Raw genomic sequence first — 26,360 nt, forward strand, 5'->3', positions numbered from 1 at the left:
AGGCTCACAATGTTCCCAACAGCTTCTACCGGTGCCACGCAGACCCTGAGCGCGGGACTGCTTGTTGTCGGCATGGCGGCAACCGTGGGCATTGCGCTCGGCTTCGAACATATCGGTGGCTACATTCCGTGCATGCTGTGCCTGGAACAGCGCACGCCCTACTATATCGGGGTGCCCCTGATGATCCTGGCGCTGCTGGCCTCCGCGCTAAAGGCTCCGCCCCTGATCACGCGCGGTCTGCTGCTGGCCGGTGGAGCCCTCATGCTCTACGGAATGGCGCTTGGCATCTATCACGCGGGTGTGGAGTGGAAATGGTGGGCAGGACCGGCCGATTGTGGCGCCGGCAGCGCAGGCCCGAACACGGGCGGAAACCTGCTGGATCAATTGAATGCCGTGGTGCCCCCCTCATGCAGCGAAGCGGCAGGGCGCTTCCTGGGGCTGTCATTTGCCGGATGGAATGCTCTTGCAAGTGCGCTGTGGGCATATGTGGCGATCCGCGCGGCTTTCAAACGCTGAAAGCTGCGGGGGCGGGCAACCGAGGTGGTCGCCGTCACGGCTCCAGTTCGACATCCCAGTATAGATAATCCATCCAGCTTTCGTGGAGGTAGTTGGGAGGAAAGAGGCGCCCGTTGTTGTGCAGGTCGTGAACGGTCGGCCGGTAGGGCTTCTGATGTGGCCACATCTTTGCCCGGGAAGGCATCACGCCGCCTTTTTTCAGATTGCAGGGTGAGCAGGCCGCGACCACGTTTTCCCATGAGGTAACACCGCCAAGGCGGCGCGGGATGACGTGGTCGAAAGTCAGATCTTCGTGCGAACCGCAATACTGGCACTGGAAACGGTCGCGCAGGAACACGTTGAAACGTGTGAAAGCGGGATAGCGCGACGGTTTTACATATGTTTTGAGGCTGATTACGCTCGGCAGTCTCATCGCAAAGGATGGGGATGAGACCTGCTGGTCGTATTCTGCAACAATGTTGACCCGGTCGAGGAAGACTGCCTTGATGGCATCCTGCCACGACCACAGTGACAAGGGATAGTAACTGAGCGGTCTGTAGTCCGCATTCAGCACCAGAGCAGGCATGCTGTCTGGCGAAGCCGCGATCGTCACGTCCTTGAAGCTCCTTCAGCTGGCCAAGTCGATCGATGCGAATACTGTAAGCCCGCCATGACAGGAATGTGAAGCGTATATTTTGCTTTATGACACCTCAAACGGCTGGTCTGGCGCAGTTTTTTACGCCGAAACGGGCATGGGAGCGGCTTCCTTGCCCTTCATCCTGCGGTAATGAGCCCAGAACAGGCGAGCTGCGGCCGCGCGGAACGGTGACCATGATTCGGCGATTCTTGCCATTGTTCTGGTGTCGGGGCGCGATGAAAGTGACAGGGCATCGGCAACCGCAGCCTGCAGGGCCACATCACCTGCCGGGAATATATCGGGATGGCCAGCCGATACGAGAAGATAGACCTGTGCTGTCCAGGGGCCGATGCCAGGAAGGTTTGTGAGAAGGGCAATGGCCTCGTCACCATCAAGCAATTCGAGCGTCTCGAAATTGAGTTCCCCGTTCTCAATCGCTTGGGAGAGTGCGAGAACCGTGCGCTGCTTGGCGCGGGACAGGGCCGGCTGCGATCAGTGCTGTTTCGCCGCCGGCAAGGAGCGCGCGCGGTGTAAGAGGCCTTATGGCCTGCACCAGCCTTCTTTCGATGGCCTCTGCGCTGGCGCGCGAAACCTGCTGCGAAATGATGATGGACACCAGGCTGGCGAACCCCGGCTCTGCCCGCCTGAGCGGGATCTGGCCTGCCCGTTCGCGAACCGGCTTCAGTCTGCCGTCGAGCCGGACCAGCGCATCGAGCGCTTCCATGAGGTGAGCGTGTGTTTCAATGCGGTTCATCGTAACGCTCTGCCTTCGCATCGCTTTCTCCTGCGGGCTCCGGCACAGGTCCTTGCCGGGGTCGCCAGAAAGCCGTAGCAATCGTCTCATGTCGATTGCAACCCGTTTCAGGCATCGCTCATGACACGTCCGGTCTTCCGGTTTGCGCCGAGCCCGAATGGGCGTTTGCATCTTGGCCATGCCTTTTCTGCGTTGCTGAACCACAGGATGGCCCGAGATGTCTCGGGCCGGTTTCTGTTGCGTATGGAGGACATAGACACCACCCGCTGTTCAGCGGAGCTGGAGCGAGGCGTGCTGTGCGATCTCGTCTGGCTCGGGCTCGACTGGGAGGAGCCGGTTCGTCGCCAGTCGGAACATTTCGACGATTACCGTGCGGCTCTAGAGCGGCTCATCGACGCGGAACTCGTCTATCCCGCCTTTATGAGTCGTGGAGAGGTGCGGGGCCGCATTGCCGATCATGAGGCAGACGGTGAGCCTTGGCCCAGAGACCCGGATGGAGCACCGCTGTATCCGGGAGATGACCGGCATCTCGCTACGACGGAACGCGAAGCACGGATCGCGGAGGGACATCCATTTGCGTGGCGGTTGGATATGTCGGCCGCCCTGCGCCATCTCGGGACCACGCTGACGTGGGAGGAGACCGAGTGTGGTTCAGGTGGCGAGACAGGCTGCATCGCTGCGCGGGCAGAGGCGTGGGGAGATGTGGTGCTTGCGCGACGGGATGTGCCTGCGAGCTATCATCTCTCCGTTGTCGTCGATGACGCTCTTCAGGGGGTGACGCATGTTGTGCGTGGCCGGGACCTGTTTCAGGCAACCGCGGTGCATCGTGTCCTGCAGGAGCTGCTGGGGCTCCCTGTACCGCAGTATCATCATCATGAACTGGTGTTGGACCGTGACGGACGAAAACTGTCTAAGAGCAGGGGCGACACCAGCCTGCACGCGTTGAGGCAAAGCGGTGCAACGCCTGCCGATATCGCACGCATGGTCGGTTTCGGAGGATGATGATCAGCCCAGGCGCTTGAAGACGGCCTTGATCAGGACGAATACGAGAAGCACTGTAAAGGCGCCCGAAATCCCCGCCAGCGCGGCACTCATCAGGTCCTCGAAGCGAATCCCCTGTTCATTGGCCAAGTAGATGGTGCCGAAAAATGCGCTGGTTGTGATGAAGGTCGAAAGCATCGGTCCGAAACCGTCCTCACCCATCACTGCGTGAAGGCCGAGCGAGAGGAGGTAGGAAGCCATCGTCACGGCGACCGTGACAAACATCAGCCAGCTTGGATCCAACTTCATCAACATTGGCAAGCCTCGTTCTTGCGAACTTCAACCGGATTGATGGTATGACGCAAATGTTTCGCTTTCCTTGCCGTGGGTTGGACTGTTAAAGCCCTGACGCCTCTCCCTTCCAATTCTGGATGTCTTTGATGACCGATCTCACGAGGGCAATTCCCGCCCTTTTTGTACTCCTTTGGGCAACGGGTTTCATCGGTGCCCGCTATGCAATGCCCTGGGCGGAGCCCTTCACCTTCCTGTGGGTGCGGTTTGCGCTCACTTTCGCCGTTCTTCTGATGATCGTTCCACTGGTGAAGGCGAAAGCCATCGGAATGCGAAATGCGCTTCATGCTGCAATTGCAGGCGTGCTTATGCATGGCATCTATCTGGGGGGAGTGTTCTGGGCTGTGCGACACGGATTGCCGGCCGGATTTGCAGGCCTCATCGTCGGGCTTCAGCCAATGCTGACTGCCGTGATGGCAGGTTTTTTTCTGGGAGAGAAGGTCACGGCCAGGCACTGGCTTGGTCTCGTCGTGGGCCTGACGGGCGTTGCGATCGTTCTTTCACCCAAGCTTGGGGCGGTGAGCGGTGGCGTGACGATGGTGACCATCGGCGCTGCCGTGGTGGCCGTCATCGCCATGAGTGTGGGGACTGTCTGGCAGAAACGTTTTGTTGCCACTGCGGATCTGGTGACCGTGACACTGTATCAGTATGTCGGTGGCTGGGCGGTGGCTTTCCTCATTTCCGTGGGCTTCGAAACCCAGCAGATCGAGTGGAACGGCGAGTTGACCTTCGCCATGGTCTGGCTGGTTTTCGTGCTTTCGCTTGGAGCGATTTTCCTACTGATGATCCTCATCCGCGAAGGTGAGGTGGCCCGGGTTGCTTCGCTGTTTTATCTGGTGCCGGGTGTGACCGCGCTTCTGGCGTGGTTCCTATTCGACGAGACGCTCACGCTTTTCCAGATCGCGGGGATGGCGATCACCACGTTTGGCGTTGCACTGGCGACGCGGCGGGCGCCGCGTCAATCAAGCCGTGTGACGGCACGGGCGTCACGGTAGCGGCGGATTGAGGCGTTCAGCTCTCCGCCGAGGATGAAAACGGCCGAGATGATGTAGAGAAACACCACCGCGATCATGATCGATGCGAGACCCGCATAGGTGCTGGCATAGCTTCCGAAACGCCCCAGATAGGCTGCAAACACGCTTGACCCGACGAAGGAACCGACCAGCGTGAAGACGACGCCAGGCAGTACGTCCCGCAATTTGCGGCGACCTGCCGGCAACCAGAGATGGACGGCGACAAGGGCGAGCACCAGTACCGTCAAAGCGATCACATATCGCCAGAAGGTGATGGTTCCGACATAGGGCGCGATCCATTCGAGATGGTTTTCTGCAACTCTGAGCGCCACAGGTGCAATGACGAGCAGGAGGCTGATGGCAAGGAAACCGAGCGTGGCGACAAACACAAAAACAAGGCTTTGTGCCCGCAGCCGGACAATCGAGCGCTGCTCGCTGACCCGGTAGGCCCGGTTGAGAGACAGGCGCAGCGCTTCCACGCCATTGGATGCGAAAACGCCGGCGAGAACGACACCGAATGTGAGAACGTCGCTGCGGCGCACACCCAGAACATTGTGCACTTCACGGGCAATCGGTTCGGCGACTTCTTTGGGCCATGTATCGAAAATGAGGTCGACGGCCTGTTCGGAGAAGGCGTCGGCGCCCAGAAAGCTTGCCAGCGCCGTCGCAAATATCAGAAACGGAAAGAGAGCCATCAGCGCCGAAATGGCCACATGGCTGGCAAGGGCCCATCCATCGTCGGCGTTGAAATGCCCGAGCGCGTCGCCAATGATGCGTCTGGTGGCCTGCAATCCTCGCAAGGCAAATCCTTTCCCGTTTCAAACGGCTTCTGGTTGTTTCGGTTCAAGCAATATGTGAAACCCGAACACCGATAAACAAGTGCCGGCGGGAAATTCATGGGCGCAGACCGTACGATACTGATTACCGGTGCATCATCCGGCATTGGTGCCTGGTGCGCCAGAGCCCTGTGCAATGACGGCTGGCGGGTTTTTGCGACCGTGCGTCGGTCCGAGGATCGTCAAGCGCTGGAAGCGGCCGGAATCGAGGTGTTCTATCTCGACTACGCGGAACCGGAATCGATTGCAGCCCTCGTCGAAGGGGTGCTTGCCCGCACTGGAGGGACGCTGGACGCCTTGTTCAACAATGGGGCCTATGCGCAGGCAGGGGCAGTGGAAGACCTGCCTGTTGATGCGCTGCGGCATCAGTTCGAGGTGAATGTGTTCGGATGGCACGATCTCACGCAACGCATCGTCCCGGTGATGAGACGGCAGGGACATGGTCGGATCGTTCACTGCTCTTCAATCCTCGGCCTTGTTCCGATCAAGTATCGCGGGGCCTATGCAGCCTCAAAGCATGCGCTCGAAGGATTGATGCTGTGCCAGAGAGCCGAGCTCGAGGGAAGCGGCATTCACGTGTCGCTGATCGAGCCCGGCCCGATTGCTTCCAGGATTGCAACGAACGGCTTGCCATGGTTCGAACGGTACATCGACCATGAAAACTCCGTTCACCGAGAGGCCTATCGAGGGCAATTGGCACGCCTGCGGCAAGGCGGAGTGAAATCACGCTTCAAGCTTGAACCGCAGGCCGTTTACGAACGGCTCGCTGATGCGCTTCTTTCCCCGAGGCCGAAGCCGCACTATGTGGTAACCACACCCGCGCGTATCGGTGTCGCATTGAAACGGCTCCTGCCGGCGCGCATGCTGTATCGATTCCTGTCGAAACAGGGCTGACAACCGAGAAGAAAGCCGCCATGTCCACACTCTTCAACATTCTTTCCATCCTCGTGATGATGGCGGTTGTGATCGTCCTGATTCGCGGTCTCATGAACATGATGCGCGGGGGTTCGGCCAACACGTCGAACAAGCTCATGCAGGCGCGCGTCATCCTGCAGGCGGTCGCCGTCGTGTTCGTTGTGATAGCGCTCTATTATGCGCGCTCGAAAGGCGGTTGAGGGGCCCGTGGTCAAGCTGAACAAGATCTACACCCGCACCGGGGATGATGGAACGACGGGGCTTGGGACCCGAGATCGCCGGTTGAAGTGCGACCTGCGCGTCGCCGCTTTCGGAACGGTCGATGAAGCGAATGCCTGTATCGGCATGGCGCGGCTGCATCTGGCTGATGCGGAGCGTCCTGTCGATGAAATGCTGGCGCGTATTCAGAACGATCTCTTTGATCTTGGAGCGGATCTGGCCACGCCGGATACCGGTGAGGCTCTGGAGTATGAGCCGCTGAGGATCGTGCAAAGTCAGGTCGACCGGCTGGAAGCGGATATCGACAAGCTCAATGCCCGTCTTTCTCCGCTGCGCTCTTTCGTCCTTCCGGGAGGCAAACCTGCCGCGGCCGCGCTTCACCTAGCGCGCACCGTTTCCAGGCGTGCCGAGCGACTGATGGTAGAACTGCGGACCATCGAGGGAGAGGTGGTGAGCGAAGCGGCTTTGCGCTACATCAATCGTGTTTCCGATTTCCTCTTTGTGGCTTCGCGTGCCGTCAATGACAATGGCGCGCTGGACGTGCTATGGGTGCCAGGGCAAAATCGCTAAGCAGTTCGGGCCGCGTCGGGGCCCGCGAAGAGGGCTCCGATGTTTATACCGCTGCACGATGCAAACAGCCTGCGGCACATCAAACGGCAATATGTCACTCTGACGATCATTGCCGTGAATGTGGTCGCCTATCTGGTGACAAGGGCGGGCGGAACGGACTTCGCTTTCGCTGCAGCGCTCGGGCTGGGCTATATTCCTTCCGTCTCCAATGATCTGGCGGTTCTGCCGCCGGAGCTCGACCTCGTTCCAGAACCGCTTACCTACATCACCTATTCCTTCCTGCATGGTGATCTGATGCATCTGGGTGGCAACATGCTGTTTTTGTGGGTGTTTGGCGATAATGTCGAGGATGCGCTGGGGCATTTCCGCTTCCTCGTCTTTTATTTGATCTGCGCGGTGGCGGGGGCCTACACGCATGGCTTCATTGCGCCGGCATCCAACGCGCCGCTGATAGGAGCTTCCGGATCGGTTGCCGGTATCGTCTCCGCCTATCTCATACTGCATCCTCGGGTGAAGGTGTGGGTGCTGGCCTTTGCGCGTATCCCCGTTCGTATCCCGGCATTCGTGTTGCTGGCGCTGTGGATCGGGTTCCAGTTCGTGATGCTGGTTGTCGATACCGAAAACCAGGTCTCCTGGGCGGGCCCATGCAGGCGGTATTGTCGCCGGTGCCGTTCTGGTGGTCCTTCTCAGACGCAGGAATGTTCCTCTTTTCGACAGGCGCCTGGAAAAACCCCGTGCGGTGAAGCTGGAAAAACCGGATGCAGCGCGGCCGATGGAAACCGAGCCACCACGGTGGGGGCGGCAATAGGACATTTCTGCATATTGACGTGAACGTCAGGCCTCTCTACGGTCCCGCGTGCTCCGGCGGCACGCCGCACCAGGGGGAGGAGGAGGAGTGTTCTGAGCTTCCCTGACATGTCGGCGTCGGGCCATCCGGCGGATCCATCTGCTGGTTTCCAGCATCAGAACCGAAGTCCACCATGGAAGGTGATTGCGCATGAAAGTCCTTGTTCCGGTCAAGCGGGTCATCGACGCCAATGTGAAGCCCCGCGTGAAGGCGGATGGCTCAGGCGTCGAATTGACAAACGTCAAGATGGCGATGAACCCGTTCTGTGAAATTGCGGTGGAAGAAGCCATTCGCATGAAGGAAGCCGGCAAGGTCGAAGAAATCGTCGCTGTTTCGATCGGCCCTGAAAAGGCTCAGGAAACGCTGCGCACGGCACTGGCCATGGGCGCGGACCGGGCAATTCTGGTCAAGACCGATGATGCTGTCGAGCCGCTTGATGTCGCCAAAATCCTCAAGGGTGTGGCGGAGGAAGAAAAGCCGGAGATCGTGATCCTCGGCAAACAGGCCATCGATGATGATTCCAACCAGACCGGTCAGATGCTTGCTGCTCTTCTTGGCTGGAGCCAGGGCACATTTGCCTCGCAAGTGGAGCTTTCAGACGGCAAGGCCCAGGTCACCCGCGAGGTCGATGGCGGTCTGCAGGTGGTCGAGATCAAGCTTCCGGCCATCGTCACCACGGACCTTCGCCTGAACGAGCCGCGCTATGCGTCATTGCCCAACATCATGAAGGCAAAGAAGAAGCCGCTCGACACGAAAGAGCCAGGCGATTTCGGGGTTGAGGTCAAGGCGCGTCTGAAAGTGCTGAAAACCGAAGAACCAGCCGGCCGCAAGGCAGGCATCAAGGTCGGGTCTGTCGCCGAACTGGTCGACAAGCTCAAGAACGAAGCTGGCGTGCTTTAAGGGGAAGGGAAAACGAGATGGCTATTCTACTGATTGCCGAACACGACAACGAAACCCTTTCCGATCAGACCGCCAAGGCGCTCTCCGCAGCGAGCCAGATTGGCACGGATGTAGACGTGCTGGTGGCCGGCAAGGGCGCGAAGGCCGTGGCTGATGCCGCAGCCAAACTTTCTGGTGTGCGCAAGGTTCTTCTGGCGGATGGTGATGCGCTGGCGGAGAGGCTTGCAGAACCGCTGGCCGATCTCGTGGTATCGATTGCCGATGGCTATGACACGCTGGTTGCACCGGCTACCACCACGGGGAAGAATGTGATGCCGCGCGTGGCAGCCCTGCTCGATGTGATGCAGGTTTCCGACGTGATCGAGGTGGTTGATGCAAAAACGTTCAAGCGCCCGACCTATGCGGGGAACGCGATTCAGACGGTCGAATCGACCGATGCAAAGCGCGTGGTCACCGTTCGCACATCCGCTTTCCAGGGGGCGGGCGAGGGTGGTTCCGCGTCCGTGGAAAGCGTAGATGCGCCTGCGGATAGCGGTCTGTCACGATTCGTCGAAAACCGTATTGCCGAAAGCGATCGGCCCGAGCTCACTTCGGCGAAGGTCATCATTTCGGGTGGGCGTGCGCTGGGCTCGGAAGAAAAATTCAACGAGGTCATCCTTCCGGTCGCAGACAAGCTCGGTGCGGCTGTGGGCGCATCGCGCGCAGCGGTGGACGCCGGCTATGCGCCCAATGACTGGCAGGTCGGTCAGACGGGCAAGGTCGTGGCGCCCGACCTTTATATTGCCTGCGGAATTTCGGGTGCCATTCAGCACCTGGCCGGCATGAAGGATTCCAAGGTGATCGTTGCGATCAACAAGGATGAGGAAGCGCCGATCTTTCAGGTCGCGGATTATGGTCTGGTCGCCGATCTTTTCGACGTGTTGCCGGAGCTTGAGAAGGCACTTTAGACAGCCGGAACACGCTGATCTCCCATGTTTGAAAAGCCTCGCCTGCGAGCGGGGCTTTTTTTGTCGGGGCGATGCAGCGGGATGGTGAGGCTGGTTGCCTGGTATTCGCCACTCCGGGGGGTAGACGCCATTGCGTGGCCCATTTAGTTTGCAGCGCAACAACAGCAATACACAGTGCAACTGCACCTCATGGGGTTTCGATATGACCGGAAAGATTGACACAGTGGGCGTTATCGGCGCGGGGCAGATGGGCAGCGGTATTGCTCATGTGGCTGCGCTGGCAGGGTACAAGGTCAAGCTTTACGATCTTTCCGCCGAGCGGATCGAAGCGGGTATCGCGACTATCTCCGGCAACATGGCGCGCCAGGTCTCTTCCGGCAAGCTCGACGAGAAAGTTCGGCAGGAAGCACTTGCCTGCATCGCTCCTGCCACCACGATGGAGGCACTTGCCGATGTGGATCTCGTCATCGAGGCCGCCACCGAGGATGAAACCGTCAAGCGCAAGATCTTTGCCCAGCTCTGCCCGGTTCTGAACCCCGAAGCGATCGTTGCGTCCAACACGTCGTCCATCTCGATCACACGCCTCGCCGCCCAGACGGACCGTCCCGAACGCTTTATCGGCATCCACTTCATGAATCCGGTGCCGGTGATGAAACTGGTGGAACTGGTGCGCGGAATTGCGACTGAAGACGACACGTTTGAAAAGGCGCGCGGCTTCGTTCAAAGCCTCGAGAAGACGATCACGGTGGCCGAGGACTTTCCGGCCTTCATCGTCAACCGCATCCTTCTGCCGATGATCAATGAGGCGATTTATACGCTCTATGAAGGCGTGGGAACGGTTGAGGCTATCGACACGGCAATGAAGCTTGGGGCAAACCATCCCATGGGGCCACTGCAGCTCGCAGACTTCATCGGTCTCGACACCTGCCTGTCGATCATGCAGGTGCTGTACGAAGGGCTGGCCGATTCAAAATACCGCCCATGCCCGCTTCTGGTGAAGTATGTTGAAGCAGGCTGGCTCGGTCGCAAGACCGGCCGGGGCTTCTACGATTATCGTGGCGAAACCCCGGTGCCCACGCGATAGCGGTAGCCGTGCCGCAAGGCGAACAGACGGCGCAGGCATTTAATGCTGCGCCGATTGGTCTTTGTCACTCTGCGGCCTGACGTTGCGGCGATTTACGCCGCGTTGCAGGCTTTTTCCTTTTGTGCTGGCTGGCGATGGGAGAGATCTCTTCCATGGGAAAGGCGTCCACGGCGATGACCTTGTCCACCGCTTCCTGTGCCTCTCGTATCTGAGCCAGTTCGCCATCGGTGATGAGCCCCATGTCGTGCGCCTCCTGCGGGTTGCCGATTTTTTTGGCGCGCATTTTCTTTTCGACAGGGGCCGCATCCACTACGAGGCGGAACGCATGCTCCAAATCTTTCAGCGGATGAGTGTCATGACCCTGCCCAAGGTAGAGATCGGGGGTGAGGCGGTCTCTCTGTTCCGATGGTTTCATCAGGATTTCGGCAAGGCGTGTCGCCAGCCTGTCGGATGCCGCGGGGCGGGGGACGCCTGCCGGGAAGGCGATCAGCCGGACCAGCCAGGCTGCCGGCCGTGCAGGCAGATTGTCCAAGACACCGCGAAAGGCGATGCCCAGACGCGCTTCGCCCTCGAGCATCAGATAATCGACGATGGGTTTGTCCTCGGCGAAGCGCCCTTCCGTCTCATACCGTTTCAGAACGGCGCCGAGAAGATAGAGCTCCGACAGGATGTCGCCCAGACGGGCTGAAATCATCTCCCGGCGCTTCAGAGAGCCGCCAAGAGTGAGAAGCGCGAGGTCGGACAGGAGAGCAAAGGCAGCCGAATAACGCGACAGGGTTTTGAAGTGGTGCGGCATGGCAGCGCTTTCGGGCGCGGGCCCCAGGCGGCCTCCGCTCCATCCACGTACCAAGGCGCGCCCGGCCGTTTTGAAGGCGTGCCCCACATGCTTCCAGAATGCGGCATCGAACCGGTCAAGCCCTTCTTCCCGATCATCTTCGGAAAGGGCGAGGAGTTCTTCCAGCATGTAGGGGTGGGACCGAATGGCCCCCTGACCGAAAATCATCAGGTTGCGGGTGAGGATATTGGCGCCCTCGACCGTGATCCCGACGGGAACAGCCCGATAGGCCGCTCCCATGTAATTGCCCGGGCCGTCGATGATGGCCTTGCCGCCATGTATGTCCATCGCATGTTCGACGGAGCGCCGCATCCGTTCGGTGGCATGATACTTCATGATGGCTGAGATGACTGACGGTTTATGCCCCTCATCCAGCGCAGCCAGCGTAGCGCGCCTTGCCGCGTCGATCAGATAGGCATTGCCACACAGCTCCGCCAGCGGTTCCTGGATGCCCTCGAAAAGGCCGATGGGAACGTTGAACTGCGTTCGCACCCGCGCATAGGCGCCGGTGGCACGGGCACACATGGCGGCAGACGCTGCAGCCTGTGAGGGGAGGGAGATGCTGCGGCCTGCCGCAAGGGCGGTCATGAGCATGGTCCACCCCTGGCCGATCTGTCTCTCACCCCCGAGAATATGGTCGAGCGGAACGAACACGTCTTCGCCGTAGAGCGGGCCGTTTTGAAAGAAAGTGTATTGCGGAATGTGGCGGTCCCCGTGACGCACGCCCTTTGTGTCGGTGGGCAACAGGGCGACGGTAATGCCCAGATCCTCGCCTTGACCGAGATGATTTTCAGGATCGCGCATCTTGAACGCAAGCCCCATGACCGTGGCGACGGGGCCGAGGGTGATGTAACGCTTGTGGAAGTTCAGCCTGAGGCCGAGCACTTTCCGGCCCTTCCAGGTTCCGTATTCCACGATGCCTGTGTCCGTCATCGCGGCAGCATCGGAACCGGCATCCGGCGAGGTGAGGCCGAAACAGGGAATCTCCCGCCCGTCGGCCAGTCGCGGCAGCCAGTATTTGCGCTGTTCGTCCGTGCCGAAGTGCATCAGAAGTTCGCCGGGGCCGAGAGAATTCGGCACCATCACCGTCACGCCTGCCACGATGCTGGCGGATGAAAGGGTTCGGACCACTTCGGAGTGTGCGGTGTTTGAAAAGCCGAGGCCACCATATTCCTTCGGGATAATCATGCCAAAGAATTTGTGCTTTCGCATGAAATCCCAGACGGCGGGCGACATGTCGCGGTCGCGCCAGTTCAACGTCCAGTCTTCCACCATGGAACAGAGCGCACGCACCGGCCCATCCATAAACGCTTGCTCTTCCTCGGAGAGCCGCGCGGGCGGCATTTCAAGGAACTCATCCCAATGCGGGTTGCCAGAGAAAAGCGCGCCGTCCCACCATACGGTTCCGGCATTGATGGCCTCGCGCTCCGTTTCCGAGATCGGGGGCATGATCTTTCGCGCCCAATTGTAAAAGGGCCTGGAAACATGATCGCGTCGAAACGTCTTGAAACGCATGATTGGCCTCCAAATCGCGCCAGTGTATCAGGCTTGTACACTTGACGCGAACGGATGGTGAGGCTGGTTGGTTCCGCGCACGTCTCCGTCAACCACGCAGGCGGTTGCGAAGAATGCGCAGACGGTTTTTCACTTGCCGCGTGAAGCCGAGCTGAGCGGCCGCCTTGTGCACGAGCCGGTCCGAGTCGGGCGTCAGACCGACCACCATGGTTCCAAGTGGCCGGCGTTCGCTCCAGAGCCTGCTCATGACCGGGTGATCGGGCACCGCGCAGGAATCGGTCATGATGATGTTGGGGTCGTCCAGGTGGGACTTGGTGACCTCGATCATGAGAAGTGTTCCGGGGGAGAAGCCGGTCAGACCTTCATCATAGGCGGTTTTCCAGGTGTAGGCCGTGCCGTTTTCAACAAACACGATCAGACAGGCGATCACAGCATCATTGAGCGTGAGCATGTGAATGCGGCACATGTCGCGCTCGCTCAGCCGATGCACGGCCTCGCGGGCGAATGCCGCGCGGTACCGGTCAATCGCCATCGCCGTGCGCTCACGGCCTTTCCAGCCGGATGCTTCGAGTGTGAGAAACGCTTCGACGCCGAGCCGCACTTCGTCGGGGTGGCGCGCTATGCGGTATTCAAGATTGCCCAGTTCGCCAAGACGGCGCTTGAGGCGACGAAACTCGCGGTAGTGATGGGGCCGCAGAGAATCGCGAAGATAGGTCTCGCCATCGAGCGCGCTCTCAAGCGTGGGGCGTTCGACGCGATTGGTGATCTGAAAAGGCAGGTTTCGGGCATCCACCACTGTGCGCAGGAGGGCGGCAAAAGCGCCGTCCAGGCCAACATCAGGGAGCACGAAAACCTTCGGGTGCTCCAGATGCGGCCGGGCCAGCATGGCGAAAAAGTCTTCAATCACCCCGGCCGGGTCATCATAGTCGACCAGTGGGGTGCCAAGAGGGCCGAAGGGGTTTGCCCAGGTGCGCAGTACCGGAACGCTGAACGGCAGGATCGGCCGCTCAATGGTGAAGGGCACCAGAAGGCGCAGCCGGTTCTTTTCTTCCGTCCCGTCACGGATGACCGCAAGCCGCACTTCGCGGTCTTCCAGCCGTGGCATGGCTGGTGCAAGAAAGCGTGGATTGAAGAAGATATTCGTTTCGATGGAACGCGCTGCCAGATGGTCGAGCTCGTCAACCAGCTCGAAACCGGCTGCTGCCGGATAAATGGCGAGTTTGCGCTCGCTCTCACGCTTTCCAAGCAGCGCCAGGTGTTCGGCGCCGGACAGTCTGGTGGCATCGGGAAGTTCATCCTGTGCCGCGCCGAAGGTTCCACCGCTCGATTCTTCCAGAAGAGGTGGGATACTCATGAGGTGACCTCCTTTCCGGTGCTCGGCAAAAAGACCAGCATGCGGATGCCCAGCTTCCACCATGTTGTGAATGAGAGGGCCGTCGCTTCGAACAGTATGGCGATGCCTGTGGCCACGGCCGCGCCCCATAGACCGTGAAGCGGGATCAACAGCATGTTGAGGCCTATGTTGATGGCCAGCGTGACGGCGTAAATACCGGCACAGATTTTCTGGTAACCGCTCATGGTAAGAAGGCTTTCTGCCGGGCCCACTGCCGCGCGCCCGACCACGCATGTGACGAGTAGAAACAGAAGCGGGTAGCCGGACGCGAATCCGGAGCCAAACAGCATGAGCATGGGCTTGCCGACCACAAGCACGACAAGGCCCATGGCGAGGGATGGCCAGAAGGTCCAGCTGACCGTTTCGGATGCGAATTTTGCGAGGCCTGGCCTGTCACCGCCATGCATGAACGCCGAATATCTTTGCGCAACGGCTGCCTTCACCGCGAAATAGACGAAATGGACCAGTGCCAGCGTTTTCACGGTAGCAAAGTAAATGGCGACGTCATTTGGCGCCATGTAGCGTCCGACCATCAGAACATCGGCATTGGTGAGAAGGAAATAGAAGCTTTCGACGAGGAAGATGGGGAGTGAGACGCCAACCCAGTGTTTCATCCTGAAGCGGGGTTTGCCTGCCGGCATGTGGCGATCGACGCGCGTCGTGATGCTGAAGAACTGCAACAGCGTGGTGATGTAGGTGGCGATGATTGCGGCAATGATCGCAGTCCGGGCATCGGATGCGAAGCCGGTGAGAACCGCAACCGCCATGAAAAACAGGATCAGCAGCGGGCGGATGAAATAGGCGGGAAGCAAAGCCCAGATCACCCATGCGTTCGCACGCGAAACACCCTGCAGAAGGTCGCTGAGAGCCAGCATTGGAAGGCAGATCAGTCCCAGGTAAAAGGGCACGACGTAGTAGGTTTCGATGGACGCTTCCAGAAATCGCAGACCGAGCAGACCGGCGATCATGAAGAGTGTCGATGTCGCAAGAACGAAAACACGCCCTGCGAGGTTGACCCCTCGCAGCTCCTCGAAGGCCCCCTTGGCACGATACTCCGGAATGAAACGGATGATTGCGGTGTGAAAGCCCAGGCATGAAATGTTGCCGAGGATGATCATCGTCACCCAGACAAGCACATAGATTCCGTATTCGAAACTGCCCATCCAGCGGGCAAGAAAAACCTGGCTTGCAAAGGCGATGACCGCGTTGACGATGCGGATGGCAAAGGCAAGCAGGGCGTTGCGTCCGGCTTCGCTGCGCGCATCACGACCTGCCATGAGCGTATCGACCCGCGACAGCCATGGACGCATGCGTGCCGAAATGCGCTCAGGCAGCAAGCGTTCTCCGGTTTCCGTGGCTGAAAAGCGCACCCGCCCCAACTCCTCACAGCTCGACTGAAACGAGAACTAGCGCAAACTGATTAAGAAATGGAAAGGGCACAATGTCTTGCCCGGTAATGCATTTAACAGAAAGGCCGGGAACGATGCCCGGCCTTTTCAGCTTGTGTCTGACGATCGGTCAGAAGGAAATCAGGCGAATGCGCCGTGGCAGTGCTTGTATTTCTTGCCAGAACCGCAGGGGCACGGTTCGTTGCGTCCAACTTTGCCCCAGCTTGCCGGATTGTCGGGATCACGTTCTTCCGCTGGCACGACACCACTCGCTTCGGCTCGGGTGAGCGTCAGAGTGTCGCCTGCGAACTCGTCTTCTCCGGTCGTGCTGTCAACATGATGCGCCTGCATTTCCGGCGCCTCGGGAGGTGGTGCGTCGGCGGCTTCGCGAACGAGCTCAACACGCATCAACTGTGATGTCACCACCTGACGCAGATTGCCGAGCATTGCCTGGAACAACTCGAAGGCTTCGGTCTTGTATTCGTTCAGCGGGTCGCGCTGCGCGTAGCCGCGGAAGCCGACGACGGAGCGCAGGTGGTCCAGATTGACAAGATGCTCGCGCCAAAGGTGGTCGAGGGTCTGGAGGAGAACGGACTTCTCGACATAGGCCATGATCTCGGGGCCGAAACGCTCAGCTCGGTCCTTGGCGGCAGTCTCTGCGGCTTCGCTGATGCGTTCGCGGATATCATCCTCGGCGATGCCTTCTTCCTGTGCCCATTCTTCGATCGGCAGATCAAGATTGAGCGCTTCCTGAACCGCTTCACGCAGTTCCTTCGTCTGCCACTGTTCCGCATATGCCTTTTCAGGGATATGGCGGGCGACGAGGTCATCAACCGTGTCCTGCCGCATTTCGGCTACGGTTTCGGAGAGATTCTCACCGTCCATGAGTTCAATGCGCTGCTCAAAAACGACCTTGCGCTGGTCGTTCATCACATCGTCGAACTTCAGGAGGTTCTTGCGGATGTCGAAATTGCGCGCTTCGACTTTCTTCTGGGCTTTCTCAAGCGCCTTGTTGATCCAGGGGTGAACGATGGCCTCGTCTTCCTTGAGGCCGAGCTTCTGCAGCATTCCGTCCATGCGGTCGGAGCCAAAAATGCGCATCAGATCGTCCTGAAGTGACAGGAAGAACTTGGAACGGCCGGGGTCGCCCTGGCGGCCGGAGCGTCCACGCAACTGGTTATCGATGCGGCGGCTTTCGTGGCGTTCGGTCGCCAGCACGTACAGCCCGCCAGCGGCAAGGGCTTCTTCCTTGAGGCGCTTCACATCCTCGCGGATGGCCTGTTCCTTGGCGTCGCGCTCCGGGCCGGCTTCCATGTCGCCGAGCTCTTCGGCTATTCGCATGTCCGGATTGCCACCAAGCTGGATGTCGGTGCCGCGGCCGGCCATGTTGGTTGCGATGGTGATCGCGCCGGGCTTGCCGGCCTGTGCGACGATGAAGGCTTCCCGCTCGTGATGGCGTGCGTTGAGGACCTCAAAACTCTTGATGCCTTCCTGACGCAGCCGCTCGGCGAGGAACTCGGATTTTTCGATCGAGGTCGTGCCGACGAGAATTGGCTGGCCCTTGGCGCTTGCTTCCTTGATCTCGCGGACGATCGCCTTGAACTTTTCCTCAACCGTCCGATACACCTCGTCGTCCTCATCGAGACGCTGGATCGGAAGGTTTGTGGGGATCTCGATGACTTCGAGCCCGTAAATGTTTCCGAATTCCTCCGCTTCCGTCGAGGCCGTTCCGGTCATGCCGGCAAGCTTGTCGTACATGCGGAAATAGTTCTGGAACGTGATCGAGGCGAGCGTCTGGTTTTCCGGCTGGATCGTTACCTGCTCCTTGGCTTCGAGTGCCTGGTGGAGGCCTTCGGAGAAGCGACGCCCGGGCATCATGCGACCGGTGAACTCGTCAATGATGACGATCTCGTCATTGCGGACGATATAATCCTTGTCGCGCTGGAAAAGCTTGTGAGCCTTCAGCGCGTTGTTCAGATGGTGAACGATGGCGACGTTTTCGATGTCATAGAGCGAATCACCCTTGAACAGATCGGCCTCGCGCAGCAGGGTCTCCATTTTTTCCGTGCCTTCTTCCGTGAAGGTCGCGGTGCGCTGCTTTTCGTCAACCTCGTAGTCTTCTTCGAGAAGCTGTGGGATGAAGGCGTCGATCTTGTTGTAAAGCTCGGACCGGTCGTCCAGCGGTCCCGAGATGATCAGCGGCGTTCGCGCTTCGTCGATGAGAATCGAATCGACCTCGTCGACAATCGCGAAGGAGTGGCCGCGCTGAACCATCTGATCGCGCTCATACTTCATGTTGTCGCGCAGATAGTCGAAGCCAAGTTCGTTGTTGGTGCCGTAGGTCACGTCGCAGGCGTAGGCCGCGCGGCGCTCTTCGTCCGACATGCCATGAACGATGACGCCTGTCGTGAGGCCAAGAAATCCGTAAAGCCGGGCCATCCACTGAGAATCGCGTGTGGCGAGATAGTCGTTGACCGTCACCACATGAACGCCCTTGCCCGAAAGGGCATTGAGATAGACGGGGAGGGTTGCCACGAGCGTCTTGCCCTCACCGGTTTTCATCTCCGCGATGCAGCCGTCGTGAAGCACCATGCCGCCAATGAGCTGGACGTCGAACGGTCTCATGCCCAGCGCGCGACGCGAAGCCTCACGTGCAACGGCGAAAGCTGGCACCAGAATATCGTCCAGCGACTTTCCTTCAGCCAGCTGTTTTCGGAATTCTTCCGTTTTTCCGCGCAATGCCTCGTCGGACAGCGCCTTCATTTCGTCTTCGAGTGCGTTGATCGCGGCTACGCGCGGGCGAAAACCCTTTACGCGTCGATCGTTCGAAGAGCCGAAAACCTTGCGGGCGAGACCGCCGAGACTGACCATCCAGTGGTCCTTTCACTTCCTGACAGACGGCAATTGACGAGCCGGGGATTATCCCCACTCCTGCCGAGCGAGAGCAATTATATAACAATCAGCGCCCCGAATTGGGTTCTGGACGCAGGACATCAGGACAGATAAGAGGGGCCAAGAGTGATGTCAACGCCGCGTTAAACATGCGCTCTTGCGCAAATTTCCGCCATATTCCTAGGCGGTTTGGGCTAATCAAGAATCACGAACGGAGAGTTTCATGCTGAAATCGTTTCGCCGTCTCCTGGCTATTCAGGTAGGGGCCGGTCTGACGCTGGCCGCCGTGGGCTTCATGAGCGCCCACGCCGCCGATGCAGATGTCGTCGCTACTGTGAATGGGATGGACATCACGGAGGGCGATTTGGCTGTCGCCGGTGAAGAGTATGGCGCGCAGTTCGGAAACCTGCCGGAACCGCAGCGGCGTGCCGCTTTACTTTCGGGAATGATTGAAATCCGTCTTCTTGCCGCGCAGGCGGAAGAAAAAGGACTGGACGAAAGCGAGAAGTTCAAGAGCCGGCTCGATTTCATGCGGAAACAGGCCTTGCACGCCGCTTTCATCGAGGAAGTGGTCAACGCCTCAGTGACCGAAGAAGATGTTCGTGCGAGCTACGACAAGCAGGTCGCTGATACGCCGCCTGTCAACGAAGTGCGCGCAAGGCACATTCTCGTGAAGGAAAAAGAAGAGGCCGAGGCCATCATTAAGCAGCTCGACGAGGGCGGCAATTTCGAGGAAATCGCCAAGGAGAAATCCACCGATGGGGTGGCCTCCAAGGGGGGCGATCTTGGCTATTTCTCCTCTGGCCAGATGGTGCCGGAGTTTGAGAAGGCTGCATTCGCGATGAATCCCGGTGAATACTCCAAGGAGCCCGTCGAGACCCAGTTTGGCTTTCATGTGATCAAGGTTGAAGACAAGCGTGCCAAGCAACCGCCTGCATTCGATGCGGTGAAGGATCGTGTCCGGTCGGTTCTGGTTCGCGAAAAATATGTCGAGCAGGTTTCTGCCCTGCGCGATGCCGCCGAGGTCCAGGTGAAGGATGCTTCTCTCAAGGAATTCCTGGATAATGTCGAGAAGCAGCGTGAAGAGGCAGAAGCTGAGGCCGCTGCCAAGAGCGAAGACGCCAAGGAAGAAGACGCCAAGAGCGAATGATCGGCTCTCCAGTTTGGAATTGTTTGACGGCGGGCAGCGATGCCCGCCGTTTTGCTTGTGCCATGATGGCGAATCGGAGATGCGGGTTTCAGCTTGCGTCCAAAAAAAAACTGGGGCAGACCGGCTGACACTGAACGCAGCAACCCGAGTATGTGCCTGATGTCTTCCGCAGTTTCTCCTCTTGCTCCGAAAAAATATCCCGAAATGCCAAGCGTGGACGGGGTCAGGGTCGCCACGGCTGAGGCCGGCGTGAAGTACAAGGGGCGAACCGACCTTCTGACCATGGTTTTCGACGAGGGAACGACCGTTGCCGGTGTTTTCACACGGTCGAAGTGCCCTTCGGCACCGGTGGAGTTCTGCCGCGAGAACCTGGCTGGCGGGCTTGCACGCATGCTGGTGGTGAATTCCGGCAATGCGAACGCCTTCACCGGAAAGAAAGGGCGCGTCACCACGGCTGCCGTGGGCGATGCGGCGGCCAGCGCGTTGGGCGTGAACAAGGATACGGTGTTCATGGCCTCCACCGGTGTGATCGGCGAGCCGCTTCCTGCCGAGCGCATCACGGGTTTTCTTGACGATATGGTGCGCGATGCGAAGCCTGAAGGCTGGCTTGACGCCGCCAAGGCCATCATGACCACCGACACCTATCCCAAGGTGGCGACTGCAACGGTGAAGATGGGCGATGCGGATGTCGTCATAAATGGCATCGCGAAGGGTGCCGGCATGATCGCACCGGATATGGCGACGATGCTTTCATTCGTGGCAACGGATGCCCCGATTGCCGCTCCCGTTCTGCAGGAGCTTCTTTCGAAGGGCGTTGGCAAGACGTTCAATGCCGTGTCGGTGGACAGCGACACCTCGACCAGCGACACGTTGATGATGTTCGCGACCGGCGCTGCGGCCCGTCGTGGCGTCTCTCCGATCAGCGACAGCAGGGATCCGCGGCTAACTGCCTTTCGCCGCGCGCTCAATCGCATGCTGAAGAACCTCGCCCTGCAGGTGGTGCGTGATGGCGAGGGTGCGCGCAAGCAGGTCGAGATCACGGTCACCGGCGCGAAGTCAGCGCGCTCGGCCAGGAGGGTCGCGTTCTCGATTGCCAATTCGCCTCTGGTCAAGACGGCCGTTGCCGGCGAAGATGCAAACTGGGGGCGCGTTGTCATGGCGGTCGGAAAGGCCGGAGAACCCGCCGAGCGCGATCTTCTCTCGATCTGGTTTGGTGACATTCGGGTGGCCCGGGACGGGGAGCGTGATCCCGACTATTCCGAAGAGGCGGCATCGGCCTATATGAAAAAAGATGAGATTTCTCTGCGCGTGGATCTCGGGATCGGACGAGGCAAGGCGACGGTCTGGACCTGCGACCTCACCAAGGAATATGTCGCCATCAATGGCGATTACCGCAGCTAGGGTGTGCCAGGCCAGGTGAGGCAGCAAACAGAACACGACTTTGCGACCATCCGCCGTTTCGAGGCTGCGGGATTTCGCGCCTGGCCGGCGGAAACCGTGGCCTATGACGGTACGTGGGTTCTGCGTCTTACGGCGGGCCACCCCGCCAAGCGACTGAACTCCATCAACCCGCTTGATCCCGGCGACTATCGCGATATCGAAGCGCGCATCTCGCGGGCTCGGGAGCAGTTCAAGGCGTACGGTCGCGCGTTGACCTTTCGTCTTTCACCGCTGGCAGCACCCGAAATCTCCGCGTATCTGGATCAGTTGGGTTGGACGACGCTGGGCCACTCCCTGGTCATGGCGCTTGATCTGCGCGAAATCGACCTCGCCGACGCAATGGATCAAATTCCGTTGAAGGATCGGTGGCGCTTTGTGAACGCAACGCTCAAGGTGCACGGGTATGAAGAGCTACACCGTGCAGGGCTTTCGCGCGTGATCGGCGCCATTCGTCCGGAAACTGGCCTGTTCGTACTGGAAGATGGGGAAGAGCCGGCTGCAACGGCCATCTGTGTTCACGATGCGGATCTGGCCGGCCTGTTCGAAATTGCAACGCGGCCCAGCTGGCGAGGCAGGGGATTCGGCCGGCGCGTGCTGCTTTCAGCGCTCAAATGGGCGCAAAACCACGGTGCCGAGCAGGCCTGGCTTCAGGTGGAGGCTGACAATGAGGCAGCGCTACGGCTTTATCATGCCGTGGGCTTCAAGCCTGTCTACACCTATCACTATCGGCAGCCGAATGCTCCGATCGAACAGGATCACACCACATGAGTGATGAGACGAAGCCGATATTGCTTGTTGCGGCGTGTGCGCTGGTCGATGCTGACGGGCGCGTTCTGTTGGCCAAACGTCCTGAAGGAAAAGCGCTGGCCGGATTGTGGGAATTTCCCGGCGGGAAGGTTGAACCCGGTGAAACGCCCGAAAACACGCTGGTTCGTGAGCTTCACGAAGAGATCGGAATCGAAACCCGAACAGCCTGTCTCGCGCCGCTTACCTTTGCAAGTCACACCTATGAGGACTTCCATCTGCTGATGCCGCTTTACGTGTGCCGGCGGTTCTGGGGAACGCCCGTGGCAAGGGAAGGCCAGGAACTCAAATGGGTGCGGCCACGGCAAATGCGCGACTATCCCATGCCGCCCGCAGATGCGCCGCTGATTCCCTTTCTGATTGACCTTCTTTGATCCTGCTCGCCAGGGTTAATCCTTCGTTTACACAAGAGTGGGAGTCTCATCGCGGGGACAATCCGCTTCTGCGGACGGGAAAAACCTTCTTGCGAGAGGTCGCGATGGCGTTCGAGGTAAACGGGGACCACGATCGGGGTGTCTGGTCGTCCAGGGCCGGCAATATGGGGATCGGCGCGCTCAGACTTGCGCTGCTTTTCGGCACTGTTGGGGTGGCAATTGCCCTGATCGTGACGCCGATGGCTGAAAAACACACACGGTCGACCACGGCCCAGATCGGTGCTCCATTTGGCATCGACCCAGTCACCACGGCATCCACCAAGCGTCAGGGACGCAGCTATACGGTGCGGCGGAGCGTGTTGCAGCCCTCACGCAATGCCGTTTGTGTCATCCACGAGAATGGTCGGCGAAGCGGAGATTGTTAGCCGGAATCATTTGGTCCTCAGATTTTCTTAAGGCTTTGCGTTTCAGGATCTGGCCATGAAGGGGAGTGGGCGCATGGCACGGAATTTTCACATGGACACCGCAGGAACGACTGCGATCGAATATGCGCTGATCGCCGGCCTGATTGCGCTGGCCATCGTGGTGGGTGCGAACCAGACAGGCCAGCAGCTCAAAGCGAGCTACGAGCACACCGCTTCTGAAACCGTTAAAGTCATGCCCTGAGCCTGCTGTTTCGTTGGTGGGCCGGTTCAGCGCTTGTGGTTTTTCTCCAGCGCATCTTTCAATGACATCCTGGCGCTGCCCGGTGCCAGCGGCTTCTGCTGGGATGCGTGTGGTTTCCAGCCTGACATCCAGACAATGTTGAATGTCGCCCGGATGCGCCCGTCCGGGTCGGAAAACCGCTCTGCATAGATTTCCGCTGCCCGAATGAAGAGCGCGCGTGTGGCAGGTTTGCGCGAGCGTGCCAGCAGTTTGCTTGTCGCTCCCATGGAGCGAAGATCGCGCATCAGATCGAACATGTTTGCGTAGCGCACGGTAACGGGTTCCAGATCCGCGACCGGAAGGGCGAAGCCTGCCCGCTGCAGCAGGCCGCCGACGTCGCGGACATCCGCGAATGGGCTGACCCGGGGGGCAGCACCCTGTGAGAGCTCGGTTTCCGCCGCAAGGAGCGCAGCCCGAAGTTCCTGGAGTGTGCCCGCACCGGCCATTGCTCCCAGAAACAGCCCGTCAGGCTTTAGAGATCGATTGATCTGTACGAGCATGCCGGGGACATCATTGACCTCGTGAAGCCTCAACAGGGAGACAGCAAGATCAAGGCTCCCTGGCTCCACCGGGATGATCTCGCCATCTGCAACCAGTCCTTCATCACCGTTCAACAGCGCCTGATCGTTTTCGATGCGAAGGATCTGCCGGGCCTTGCCACTGGCACGAATTGCTTCGGCCGCATCGGACGTCAGGCAAAAGAGTGCAGCGGCCTTCTCGAACTGCCGTTCCACCGTTGCCAGCCGCTCCTGCAGGTCGGCGGCAGCACGTTCCATCAGGAAGCGTGCACCCGGGTCTCCCTGCTTCAGGGCGCGTCGCAGGCGCAGCAAAGCAAGGTCGGTGTCGAAAAGCTGTTCCATCAATCATCCTTTGCCAGTAGGTGCGCCATCGCACAAAATGACTATGCTGGCCAAGAGGCAATCCTGTAGAGCCGTCAGATGGGAGGTCCGTTGGCACAATTCGCGATGCGCTGGAAGGGGCAGGCTCTCGGCTGGATGCAGCAATTGCTGTTTCCGCCGACATGTCTGGGATGCTCCACACTGGTTACCGAGCCTGGCACGCTGTGCCCGACCTGTTGGAGCAGCCTGCGGTTTCTGGAGCGCCCCTGGTGTCCTGTCATGGGGACGCCGTTCTCTCTCGATCTGGGAGACAGCATGCTCTCGGCACAGGCCATTGCCGAGCCGCCCCCTTTCGGACGCGCCCGTTCTGCAGTCGCCTATCAGGATATCGCAAGACGGCTGGTACAGGGACTGAAGTTTCATGACCGCACCGATCTGGCCCCCTGGATGGGGAAATGGATGTTGCGTGCCGGCGCCGAAATTCTGACCGACGCCGATCTGGTGATACCCGTCCCCTTGCATCGCAACCGTTTTCTTTCAAGACGCTTCAATCAATCTGCGGAGCTTGCAAGGGCCGTGGCGGAGCTTAGCGGGCTGGTACATGCGCCGGAAGCCCTTGTCCGTGTACGCCGCACGCGTCAACAGGTGGGCCTGGGCGCGCGCGAGCGTCATGCAAATGTTCGCGGAGCATTTCGTGTGCCCGAGGCGGCATTGCCGCAGATCAAGGCGCGCGGAATCGTTCTGGTCGACGATGTCTACACGACCGGTGCCACAGTGGCGGCCGCCAGCCGCATTCTTCTGCGTGCCGGGGCGGGCCATGTCGACGTTCTCACCTTTGCGCGTGTTCTGCCCGGGGACTTTCGGGGCGACGATCAAGACACTATATAGGCACGGACAACACCAAGGACCGCTTATGCCTGAAGTGACGATCTATACCCGGATGATGTGCGGATTTTGTAGTGCCGCCAAACGCCTTCTTGACAGCAAGGGTGTCGAGTATACGGAGCACGATGCTAGTTTTTCCGACGAGCTTCGGCAGGAGATGATCCAGCGCTCCAATGGACGGTCGACGTTCCCGCAGATTTTCATCGGGGATGTGCATGTTGGCGGTTGCGACGAGCTGCATGCGCTGAACCGTGACGGGAAGCTCGACACGATGCTTGAAGGGGGACGGGCATGACACGCCTGATTGCTGCCGCGCTGCAAATGCGCTCGGGCATGGAGCCCGAGGCGAATGCGGATGCCTTTGAGGCGCTTGTGCGTGAAGCGGCCCCGTCAGGGCGCAACCTACGTGCAGAGTCCCGAAATGACTGGAGTTCTTGTGCGCAGCCGCGAGGAGCTCGTGGAGCGGATCGCCGGAGATCGAGCGTCGCTGTTGCCTGATCTTGCGCAGCGGCTGGCTGCGGAACTGTCGATATTCGTTCATATCGGCTCCACCGCCGTGGCGCTTGACGATGGCCGGGTGGCGAACCGTGCATTCCTGTTTGCGCCCGACGGACGTCTGGTGACGACATACGACAAGCTGCACATGTTTGATGTGGACCTGGATCACGGGGAGAGCTGGCGGGAATCTGCGACCTATGCTCCCGGCGACCGAGCCGTGGTTGCCGATCTGCCTTTTGGCCGGCTCGGGTTTGCGATCTGTTACGATCTGCGTTTTCCGCAGCTATTTCGGGCGCTGGCCTGCGCCGATGCGCAGGTGCTGACGGCCCCTGCCGCCTTTACCCGCCAGACGGGGCAGGCACACTGGCATGTGCTGGTGCGTTCGCGGGCGATTGAAAACGGGGCCTTCATGATCGCCGCGGCGCAGGGTGGCACGCATGAAGACGGGCGTGAAACCTATGGTCATTCGCTGATTGTTGACCCGTGGGGGAGGGTTCTTGCCGAAGTGGATGGCGCCGAGCCGGGCATTGCGCTGGCCGAGCTTGATCTTTCTCAGGTCGATGCCGCACGCTCCAAGGTACCCAATTTGAAGAATGCCCGCGACTTTTCCGTGGTGCGGGTTTCGGGTTCCCGGACTGCCGAAAGACAGGTCTCATGATCAGCTTCAATCTGGTTTGCGATCAAAGCCATGGTTTTGAAGCCTGGTTTCGCAACAATGCCGATTTCGACGACCAACGAAGCCGGATGCTGGTTTCATGTCCGCATTGCGGTTCCACCGATGTGGAGAAGGCCCTGATGGCTCCTGCGGTCTCGACCGGACGCAAGCGGGAGCAGGTTGCGCTTGCTCAGGGGGATCAGCAGAAACAGGCACTGGCGCAGCTCAGGGAACTTTCGAAGAAGGTTCGCGAGAATGCCGATTATGTCGGCGACCGGTTCGCTGAAGAGGCGCGGAAGATTCACTTTGGTGAATCCGACCCACGTGGCATCTATGGTGAAGCCAGCGTGGAGGAAGCGAAGTCACTCATCGAGGATGGGGTCGATTTCATGCCTCTTCCGGTGTTGCCCGAAGACCAGAATTAGCCAATCGCCCCAA

General features: G+C 59.6%; 26 protein-coding genes and 3 pseudogenes. 20 read left to right on the top strand and 9 right to left on the bottom strand.

The window, feature by feature from the left end:
- The first annotated feature begins 9 nt into the window (after positions 1–9).
- Entirely contained in the window at positions 10–516 is a 507-nt protein-coding gene (locus AB2N04_RS06470; protein WP_367717761.1) for a disulfide bond formation protein B, read from the top strand.
- A gap of 34 nt (positions 517–550) precedes the next feature.
- On the opposite strand, the gene AB2N04_RS06475 is transcribed toward AB2N04_RS06470, so the two are convergent.
- Together AB2N04_RS06475 and AB2N04_RS06480 are read right to left on the bottom strand one after the other, a co-directional pair.
- Positions 551–1,108 carry an HNH endonuclease gene (locus AB2N04_RS06475; RefSeq protein WP_367717763.1) on the bottom strand — a complete coding sequence of 186 codons (558 nt, stop codon included), beginning with the start codon at positions 1,106–1,108 and terminating at the stop codon, positions 551–553.
- A gap of 123 nt (positions 1,109–1,231) precedes the next feature.
- Positions 1,232–1,886, bottom strand: a pseudogene (locus tag AB2N04_RS06480) (DNA-3-methyladenine glycosylase).
- 120 nt (positions 1,887–2,006) lie between these two features.
- Between AB2N04_RS06480 and gluQRS the strand changes: the two are divergent.
- Positions 2,007–2,888, top strand: coding sequence for a tRNA glutamyl-Q(34) synthetase GluQRS (gene gluQRS, locus AB2N04_RS06485; protein WP_367717764.1), 882 nt, complete (start codon positions 2,007–2,009; stop codon positions 2,886–2,888).
- A 3-nt stretch (positions 2,889–2,891) separates the two neighbouring features.
- On the opposite strand, the gene AB2N04_RS06490 is transcribed toward gluQRS, so the two are convergent.
- Positions 2,892–3,182, bottom strand: a complete 291-nt coding sequence (locus AB2N04_RS06490; protein WP_367717766.1) for a hypothetical protein — start codon at positions 3,180–3,182, stop codon at positions 2,892–2,894.
- Positions 3,183–3,307: 125 nt separating this feature from the next.
- Between AB2N04_RS06490 and AB2N04_RS06495 the strand changes: the two genes are divergently transcribed.
- Complete coding sequence (locus tag AB2N04_RS06495) at positions 3,308–4,213, top strand: DMT family transporter (RefSeq protein WP_367717768.1); 906 nt, start codon at positions 3,308–3,310, stop codon at positions 4,211–4,213.
- Here the strand turns inward: AB2N04_RS06495 and AB2N04_RS06500 are convergent.
- The gene (locus AB2N04_RS06500) at positions 4,177–5,031 is read right to left on the bottom strand and encodes a YihY/virulence factor BrkB family protein (protein ID WP_367717770.1); all 855 of its coding nucleotides are present in this window, start codon (positions 5,029–5,031) and stop codon (positions 4,177–4,179) included. The genes AB2N04_RS06495 and AB2N04_RS06500 overlap by 37 nt on opposite strands.
- Before the next feature lie 96 nt (positions 5,032–5,127).
- On the opposite strand from AB2N04_RS06500, the gene AB2N04_RS06505 reads away from it, so the two are divergent.
- The 7 genes and pseudogenes from AB2N04_RS06505 to AB2N04_RS06535 all read left to right on the top strand — a co-directional run bounded on the left by AB2N04_RS06505 (position 5,128) and on the right by AB2N04_RS06535 (position 10,549).
- On the top strand, positions 5,128–5,961 hold the full coding sequence (locus AB2N04_RS06505; RefSeq protein WP_367717772.1) for an SDR family oxidoreductase: 834 nt from the start codon (positions 5,128–5,130) through the stop codon (positions 5,959–5,961).
- Between the two features lie 20 nt (positions 5,962–5,981).
- Positions 5,982–6,182 carry a twin transmembrane helix small protein gene (locus AB2N04_RS06510; protein WP_367717773.1) on the top strand — a complete coding sequence of 67 codons (201 nt, stop codon included), beginning with the start codon at positions 5,982–5,984 and terminating at the stop codon, positions 6,180–6,182.
- 7 nt (positions 6,183–6,189) lie between these two features.
- Complete coding sequence (locus AB2N04_RS06515; RefSeq protein ID WP_367717774.1) at positions 6,190–6,771, top strand: cob(I)yrinic acid a,c-diamide adenosyltransferase; 582 nt, start codon at positions 6,190–6,192, stop codon at positions 6,769–6,771.
- A 39-nt stretch (positions 6,772–6,810) separates the two neighbouring features.
- Positions 6,811–7,579: pseudogene (locus AB2N04_RS06520) on the top strand (rhomboid family intramembrane serine protease).
- Between the two features lie 189 nt (positions 7,580–7,768).
- Positions 7,769–8,518, top strand: a complete 750-nt coding sequence (locus tag AB2N04_RS06525) for an electron transfer flavoprotein subunit beta/FixA family protein (protein ID WP_367717776.1) — start codon at positions 7,769–7,771, stop codon at positions 8,516–8,518.
- A gap of 17 nt (positions 8,519–8,535) precedes the next feature.
- Entirely contained in the window at positions 8,536–9,465 is a 930-nt protein-coding gene (locus tag AB2N04_RS06530) for an electron transfer flavoprotein subunit alpha/FixB family protein (protein WP_367717777.1), read from the top strand.
- 202 nt (positions 9,466–9,667) lie between these two features.
- Positions 9,668–10,549 (top strand): 3-hydroxybutyryl-CoA dehydrogenase, encoded by an 882-nt coding sequence (locus AB2N04_RS06535; protein ID WP_367717779.1) that lies wholly within the window; start codon positions 9,668–9,670, stop codon positions 10,547–10,549.
- A 64-nt stretch (positions 10,550–10,613) separates the two neighbouring features.
- Here AB2N04_RS06535 and AB2N04_RS06540 read toward each other — a convergent pair whose 3' ends face one another.
- From AB2N04_RS06540 to secA, 4 genes are all read right to left on the bottom strand, one after another.
- The gene (locus AB2N04_RS06540; protein ID WP_367717781.1) at positions 10,614–12,899 is read right to left on the bottom strand and encodes an acyl-CoA dehydrogenase; all 2,286 of its coding nucleotides are present in this window, start codon (positions 12,897–12,899) and stop codon (positions 10,614–10,616) included.
- Positions 12,900–12,987: 88 nt separating this feature from the next.
- Positions 12,988–14,253, bottom strand: coding sequence for a GNAT family N-acetyltransferase (locus AB2N04_RS06545; protein WP_367717783.1), 1,266 nt, complete (start codon positions 14,251–14,253; stop codon positions 12,988–12,990).
- A complete protein-coding gene (locus AB2N04_RS06550; protein WP_367717785.1) occupies positions 14,250–15,662 on the bottom strand; it encodes a lipopolysaccharide biosynthesis protein in 1,413 nt (470 codons plus the stop codon). Before AB2N04_RS06550 ends, AB2N04_RS06545 begins: the two co-directional genes overlap by 4 nt.
- 159 nt (positions 15,663–15,821) lie before the next feature.
- The gene (gene secA / locus AB2N04_RS06555; RefSeq protein ID WP_367717786.1) at positions 15,822–18,551 is read right to left on the bottom strand and encodes a preprotein translocase subunit SecA; all 2,730 of its coding nucleotides are present in this window, start codon (positions 18,549–18,551) and stop codon (positions 15,822–15,824) included.
- A 244-nt stretch (positions 18,552–18,795) separates the two neighbouring features.
- On the opposite strand from secA, the gene AB2N04_RS06560 reads away from it, so the two are divergent.
- The 6 genes from AB2N04_RS06560 to AB2N04_RS06585 all read left to right on the top strand — a co-directional run bounded on the left by AB2N04_RS06560 (position 18,796) and on the right by AB2N04_RS06585 (position 23,006).
- The gene (locus AB2N04_RS06560) at positions 18,796–19,722 is read left to right on the top strand and encodes a peptidylprolyl isomerase (protein ID WP_367717788.1); all 927 of its coding nucleotides are present in this window, start codon (positions 18,796–18,798) and stop codon (positions 19,720–19,722) included.
- 159 nt (positions 19,723–19,881) lie between these two features.
- The gene (gene argJ / locus AB2N04_RS06565; RefSeq protein ID WP_367717790.1) at positions 19,882–21,123 is read left to right on the top strand and encodes a bifunctional glutamate N-acetyltransferase/amino-acid acetyltransferase ArgJ; all 1,242 of its coding nucleotides are present in this window, start codon (positions 19,882–19,884) and stop codon (positions 21,121–21,123) included.
- A gap of 15 nt (positions 21,124–21,138) precedes the next feature.
- On the top strand, positions 21,139–21,930 hold the full coding sequence (locus tag AB2N04_RS06570) for a GNAT family N-acetyltransferase (RefSeq protein WP_367717792.1): 792 nt from the start codon (positions 21,139–21,141) through the stop codon (positions 21,928–21,930).
- On the top strand, positions 21,927–22,340 hold the full coding sequence (mutT, locus tag AB2N04_RS06575; RefSeq protein ID WP_367717793.1) for an 8-oxo-dGTP diphosphatase MutT: 414 nt from the start codon (positions 21,927–21,929) through the stop codon (positions 22,338–22,340). The genes AB2N04_RS06570 and mutT overlap by 4 nt, the downstream gene beginning before the upstream one ends.
- A gap of 104 nt (positions 22,341–22,444) precedes the next feature.
- Entirely contained in the window at positions 22,445–22,765 is a 321-nt protein-coding gene (locus tag AB2N04_RS06580; protein ID WP_367717795.1) for a hypothetical protein, read from the top strand.
- Positions 22,766–22,838: 73 nt separating this feature from the next.
- Positions 22,839–23,006, top strand: a complete 168-nt coding sequence (locus AB2N04_RS06585) for a Flp family type IVb pilin (protein ID WP_367717797.1) — start codon at positions 22,839–22,841, stop codon at positions 23,004–23,006.
- A 26-nt stretch (positions 23,007–23,032) separates the two neighbouring features.
- On the opposite strand, the gene AB2N04_RS06590 is transcribed toward AB2N04_RS06585, so the two are convergent.
- The gene (locus AB2N04_RS06590) at positions 23,033–23,905 is read right to left on the bottom strand and encodes a methyltransferase domain-containing protein (RefSeq protein WP_367717799.1); all 873 of its coding nucleotides are present in this window, start codon (positions 23,903–23,905) and stop codon (positions 23,033–23,035) included.
- Between the two features lie 105 nt (positions 23,906–24,010).
- Here AB2N04_RS06590 and AB2N04_RS06595 point away from each other — a divergent pair, with 105 nt between their 5' ends.
- The 4 genes and pseudogenes from AB2N04_RS06595 to AB2N04_RS06610 all read left to right on the top strand — a co-directional run bounded on the left by AB2N04_RS06595 (position 24,011) and on the right by AB2N04_RS06610 (position 26,347).
- Positions 24,011–24,772 (top strand): ComF family protein, encoded by a 762-nt coding sequence (locus AB2N04_RS06595; RefSeq protein ID WP_367718755.1) that lies wholly within the window; start codon positions 24,011–24,013, stop codon positions 24,770–24,772.
- A gap of 25 nt (positions 24,773–24,797) precedes the next feature.
- Positions 24,798–25,064, top strand: a complete 267-nt coding sequence (grxC, locus tag AB2N04_RS06600; RefSeq protein ID WP_367717800.1) for a glutaredoxin 3 — start codon at positions 24,798–24,800, stop codon at positions 25,062–25,064.
- Positions 25,061–25,925 (top strand): annotated as a pseudogene (locus AB2N04_RS06605) (carbon-nitrogen hydrolase family protein). Before grxC ends, AB2N04_RS06605 begins: the two are co-directional and overlap by 4 nt.
- Complete coding sequence (locus AB2N04_RS06610) at positions 25,922–26,347, top strand: DUF1178 family protein (protein ID WP_367717802.1); 426 nt, start codon at positions 25,922–25,924, stop codon at positions 26,345–26,347. The pseudogene AB2N04_RS06605 and the gene AB2N04_RS06610 overlap by 4 nt, the downstream one beginning before the upstream one ends.
- Positions 26,348–26,360 lie beyond the last annotated feature (13 nt).

Origin of the sequence: Nitratireductor sp. GISD-1A_MAKvit, from assembly GCF_040819555.1 — a bacterium.
Classification (GTDB): Bacteria; Pseudomonadota; Alphaproteobacteria; order Rhizobiales; family Rhizobiaceae; genus Nitratireductor.

Coding starts and splice junctions, on each gene's coding strand:
- AB2N04_RS06470 (WP_367717761.1), top strand. CDS start 10: ATGTTCCCAACAGCTTCTACCGGTGCCACGCAGACCCTGAGCGCGGGA.
- gluQRS (WP_367717764.1), top strand. CDS start 2,007: ATGACACGTCCGGTCTTCCGGTTTGCGCCGAGCCCGAATGGGCGTTTG.
- AB2N04_RS06490 (WP_367717766.1), bottom strand. CDS start 3,182: ATGTTGATGAAGTTGGATCCAAGCTGGCTGATGTTTGTCACGGTCGCC.
- AB2N04_RS06495 (WP_367717768.1), top strand. CDS start 3,308: ATGACCGATCTCACGAGGGCAATTCCCGCCCTTTTTGTACTCCTTTGG.
- AB2N04_RS06505 (WP_367717772.1), top strand. CDS start 5,128: ATGGGCGCAGACCGTACGATACTGATTACCGGTGCATCATCCGGCATT.
- AB2N04_RS06510 (WP_367717773.1), top strand. CDS start 5,982: ATGTCCACACTCTTCAACATTCTTTCCATCCTCGTGATGATGGCGGTT.
- AB2N04_RS06525 (WP_367717776.1), top strand. CDS start 7,769: ATGAAAGTCCTTGTTCCGGTCAAGCGGGTCATCGACGCCAATGTGAAG.
- AB2N04_RS06530 (WP_367717777.1), top strand. CDS start 8,536: ATGGCTATTCTACTGATTGCCGAACACGACAACGAAACCCTTTCCGAT.
- AB2N04_RS06535 (WP_367717779.1), top strand. CDS start 9,668: ATGACCGGAAAGATTGACACAGTGGGCGTTATCGGCGCGGGGCAGATG.
- AB2N04_RS06540 (WP_367717781.1), bottom strand. CDS start 12,899: ATGCGTTTCAAGACGTTTCGACGCGATCATGTTTCCAGGCCCTTTTAC.
- AB2N04_RS06545 (WP_367717783.1), bottom strand. CDS start 14,253: ATGAGTATCCCACCTCTTCTGGAAGAATCGAGCGGTGGAACCTTCGGC.
- secA (WP_367717786.1), bottom strand. CDS start 18,551: ATGGTCAGTCTCGGCGGTCTCGCCCGCAAGGTTTTCGGCTCTTCGAAC.
- AB2N04_RS06560 (WP_367717788.1), top strand. CDS start 18,796: ATGCTGAAATCGTTTCGCCGTCTCCTGGCTATTCAGGTAGGGGCCGGT.
- argJ (WP_367717790.1), top strand. CDS start 19,882: ATGTCTTCCGCAGTTTCTCCTCTTGCTCCGAAAAAATATCCCGAAATG.
- mutT (WP_367717793.1), top strand. CDS start 21,927: ATGAGTGATGAGACGAAGCCGATATTGCTTGTTGCGGCGTGTGCGCTG.
- AB2N04_RS06580 (WP_367717795.1), top strand. CDS start 22,445: ATGGCGTTCGAGGTAAACGGGGACCACGATCGGGGTGTCTGGTCGTCC.
- AB2N04_RS06585 (WP_367717797.1), top strand. CDS start 22,839: ATGGCACGGAATTTTCACATGGACACCGCAGGAACGACTGCGATCGAA.
- AB2N04_RS06590 (WP_367717799.1), bottom strand. CDS start 23,905: ATGGAACAGCTTTTCGACACCGACCTTGCTTTGCTGCGCCTGCGACGC.
- AB2N04_RS06595 (WP_367718755.1), top strand. CDS start 24,011: ATGCGCTGGAAGGGGCAGGCTCTCGGCTGGATGCAGCAATTGCTGTTT.
- grxC (WP_367717800.1), top strand. CDS start 24,798: ATGCCTGAAGTGACGATCTATACCCGGATGATGTGCGGATTTTGTAGT.
- AB2N04_RS06610 (WP_367717802.1), top strand. CDS start 25,922: ATGATCAGCTTCAATCTGGTTTGCGATCAAAGCCATGGTTTTGAAGCC.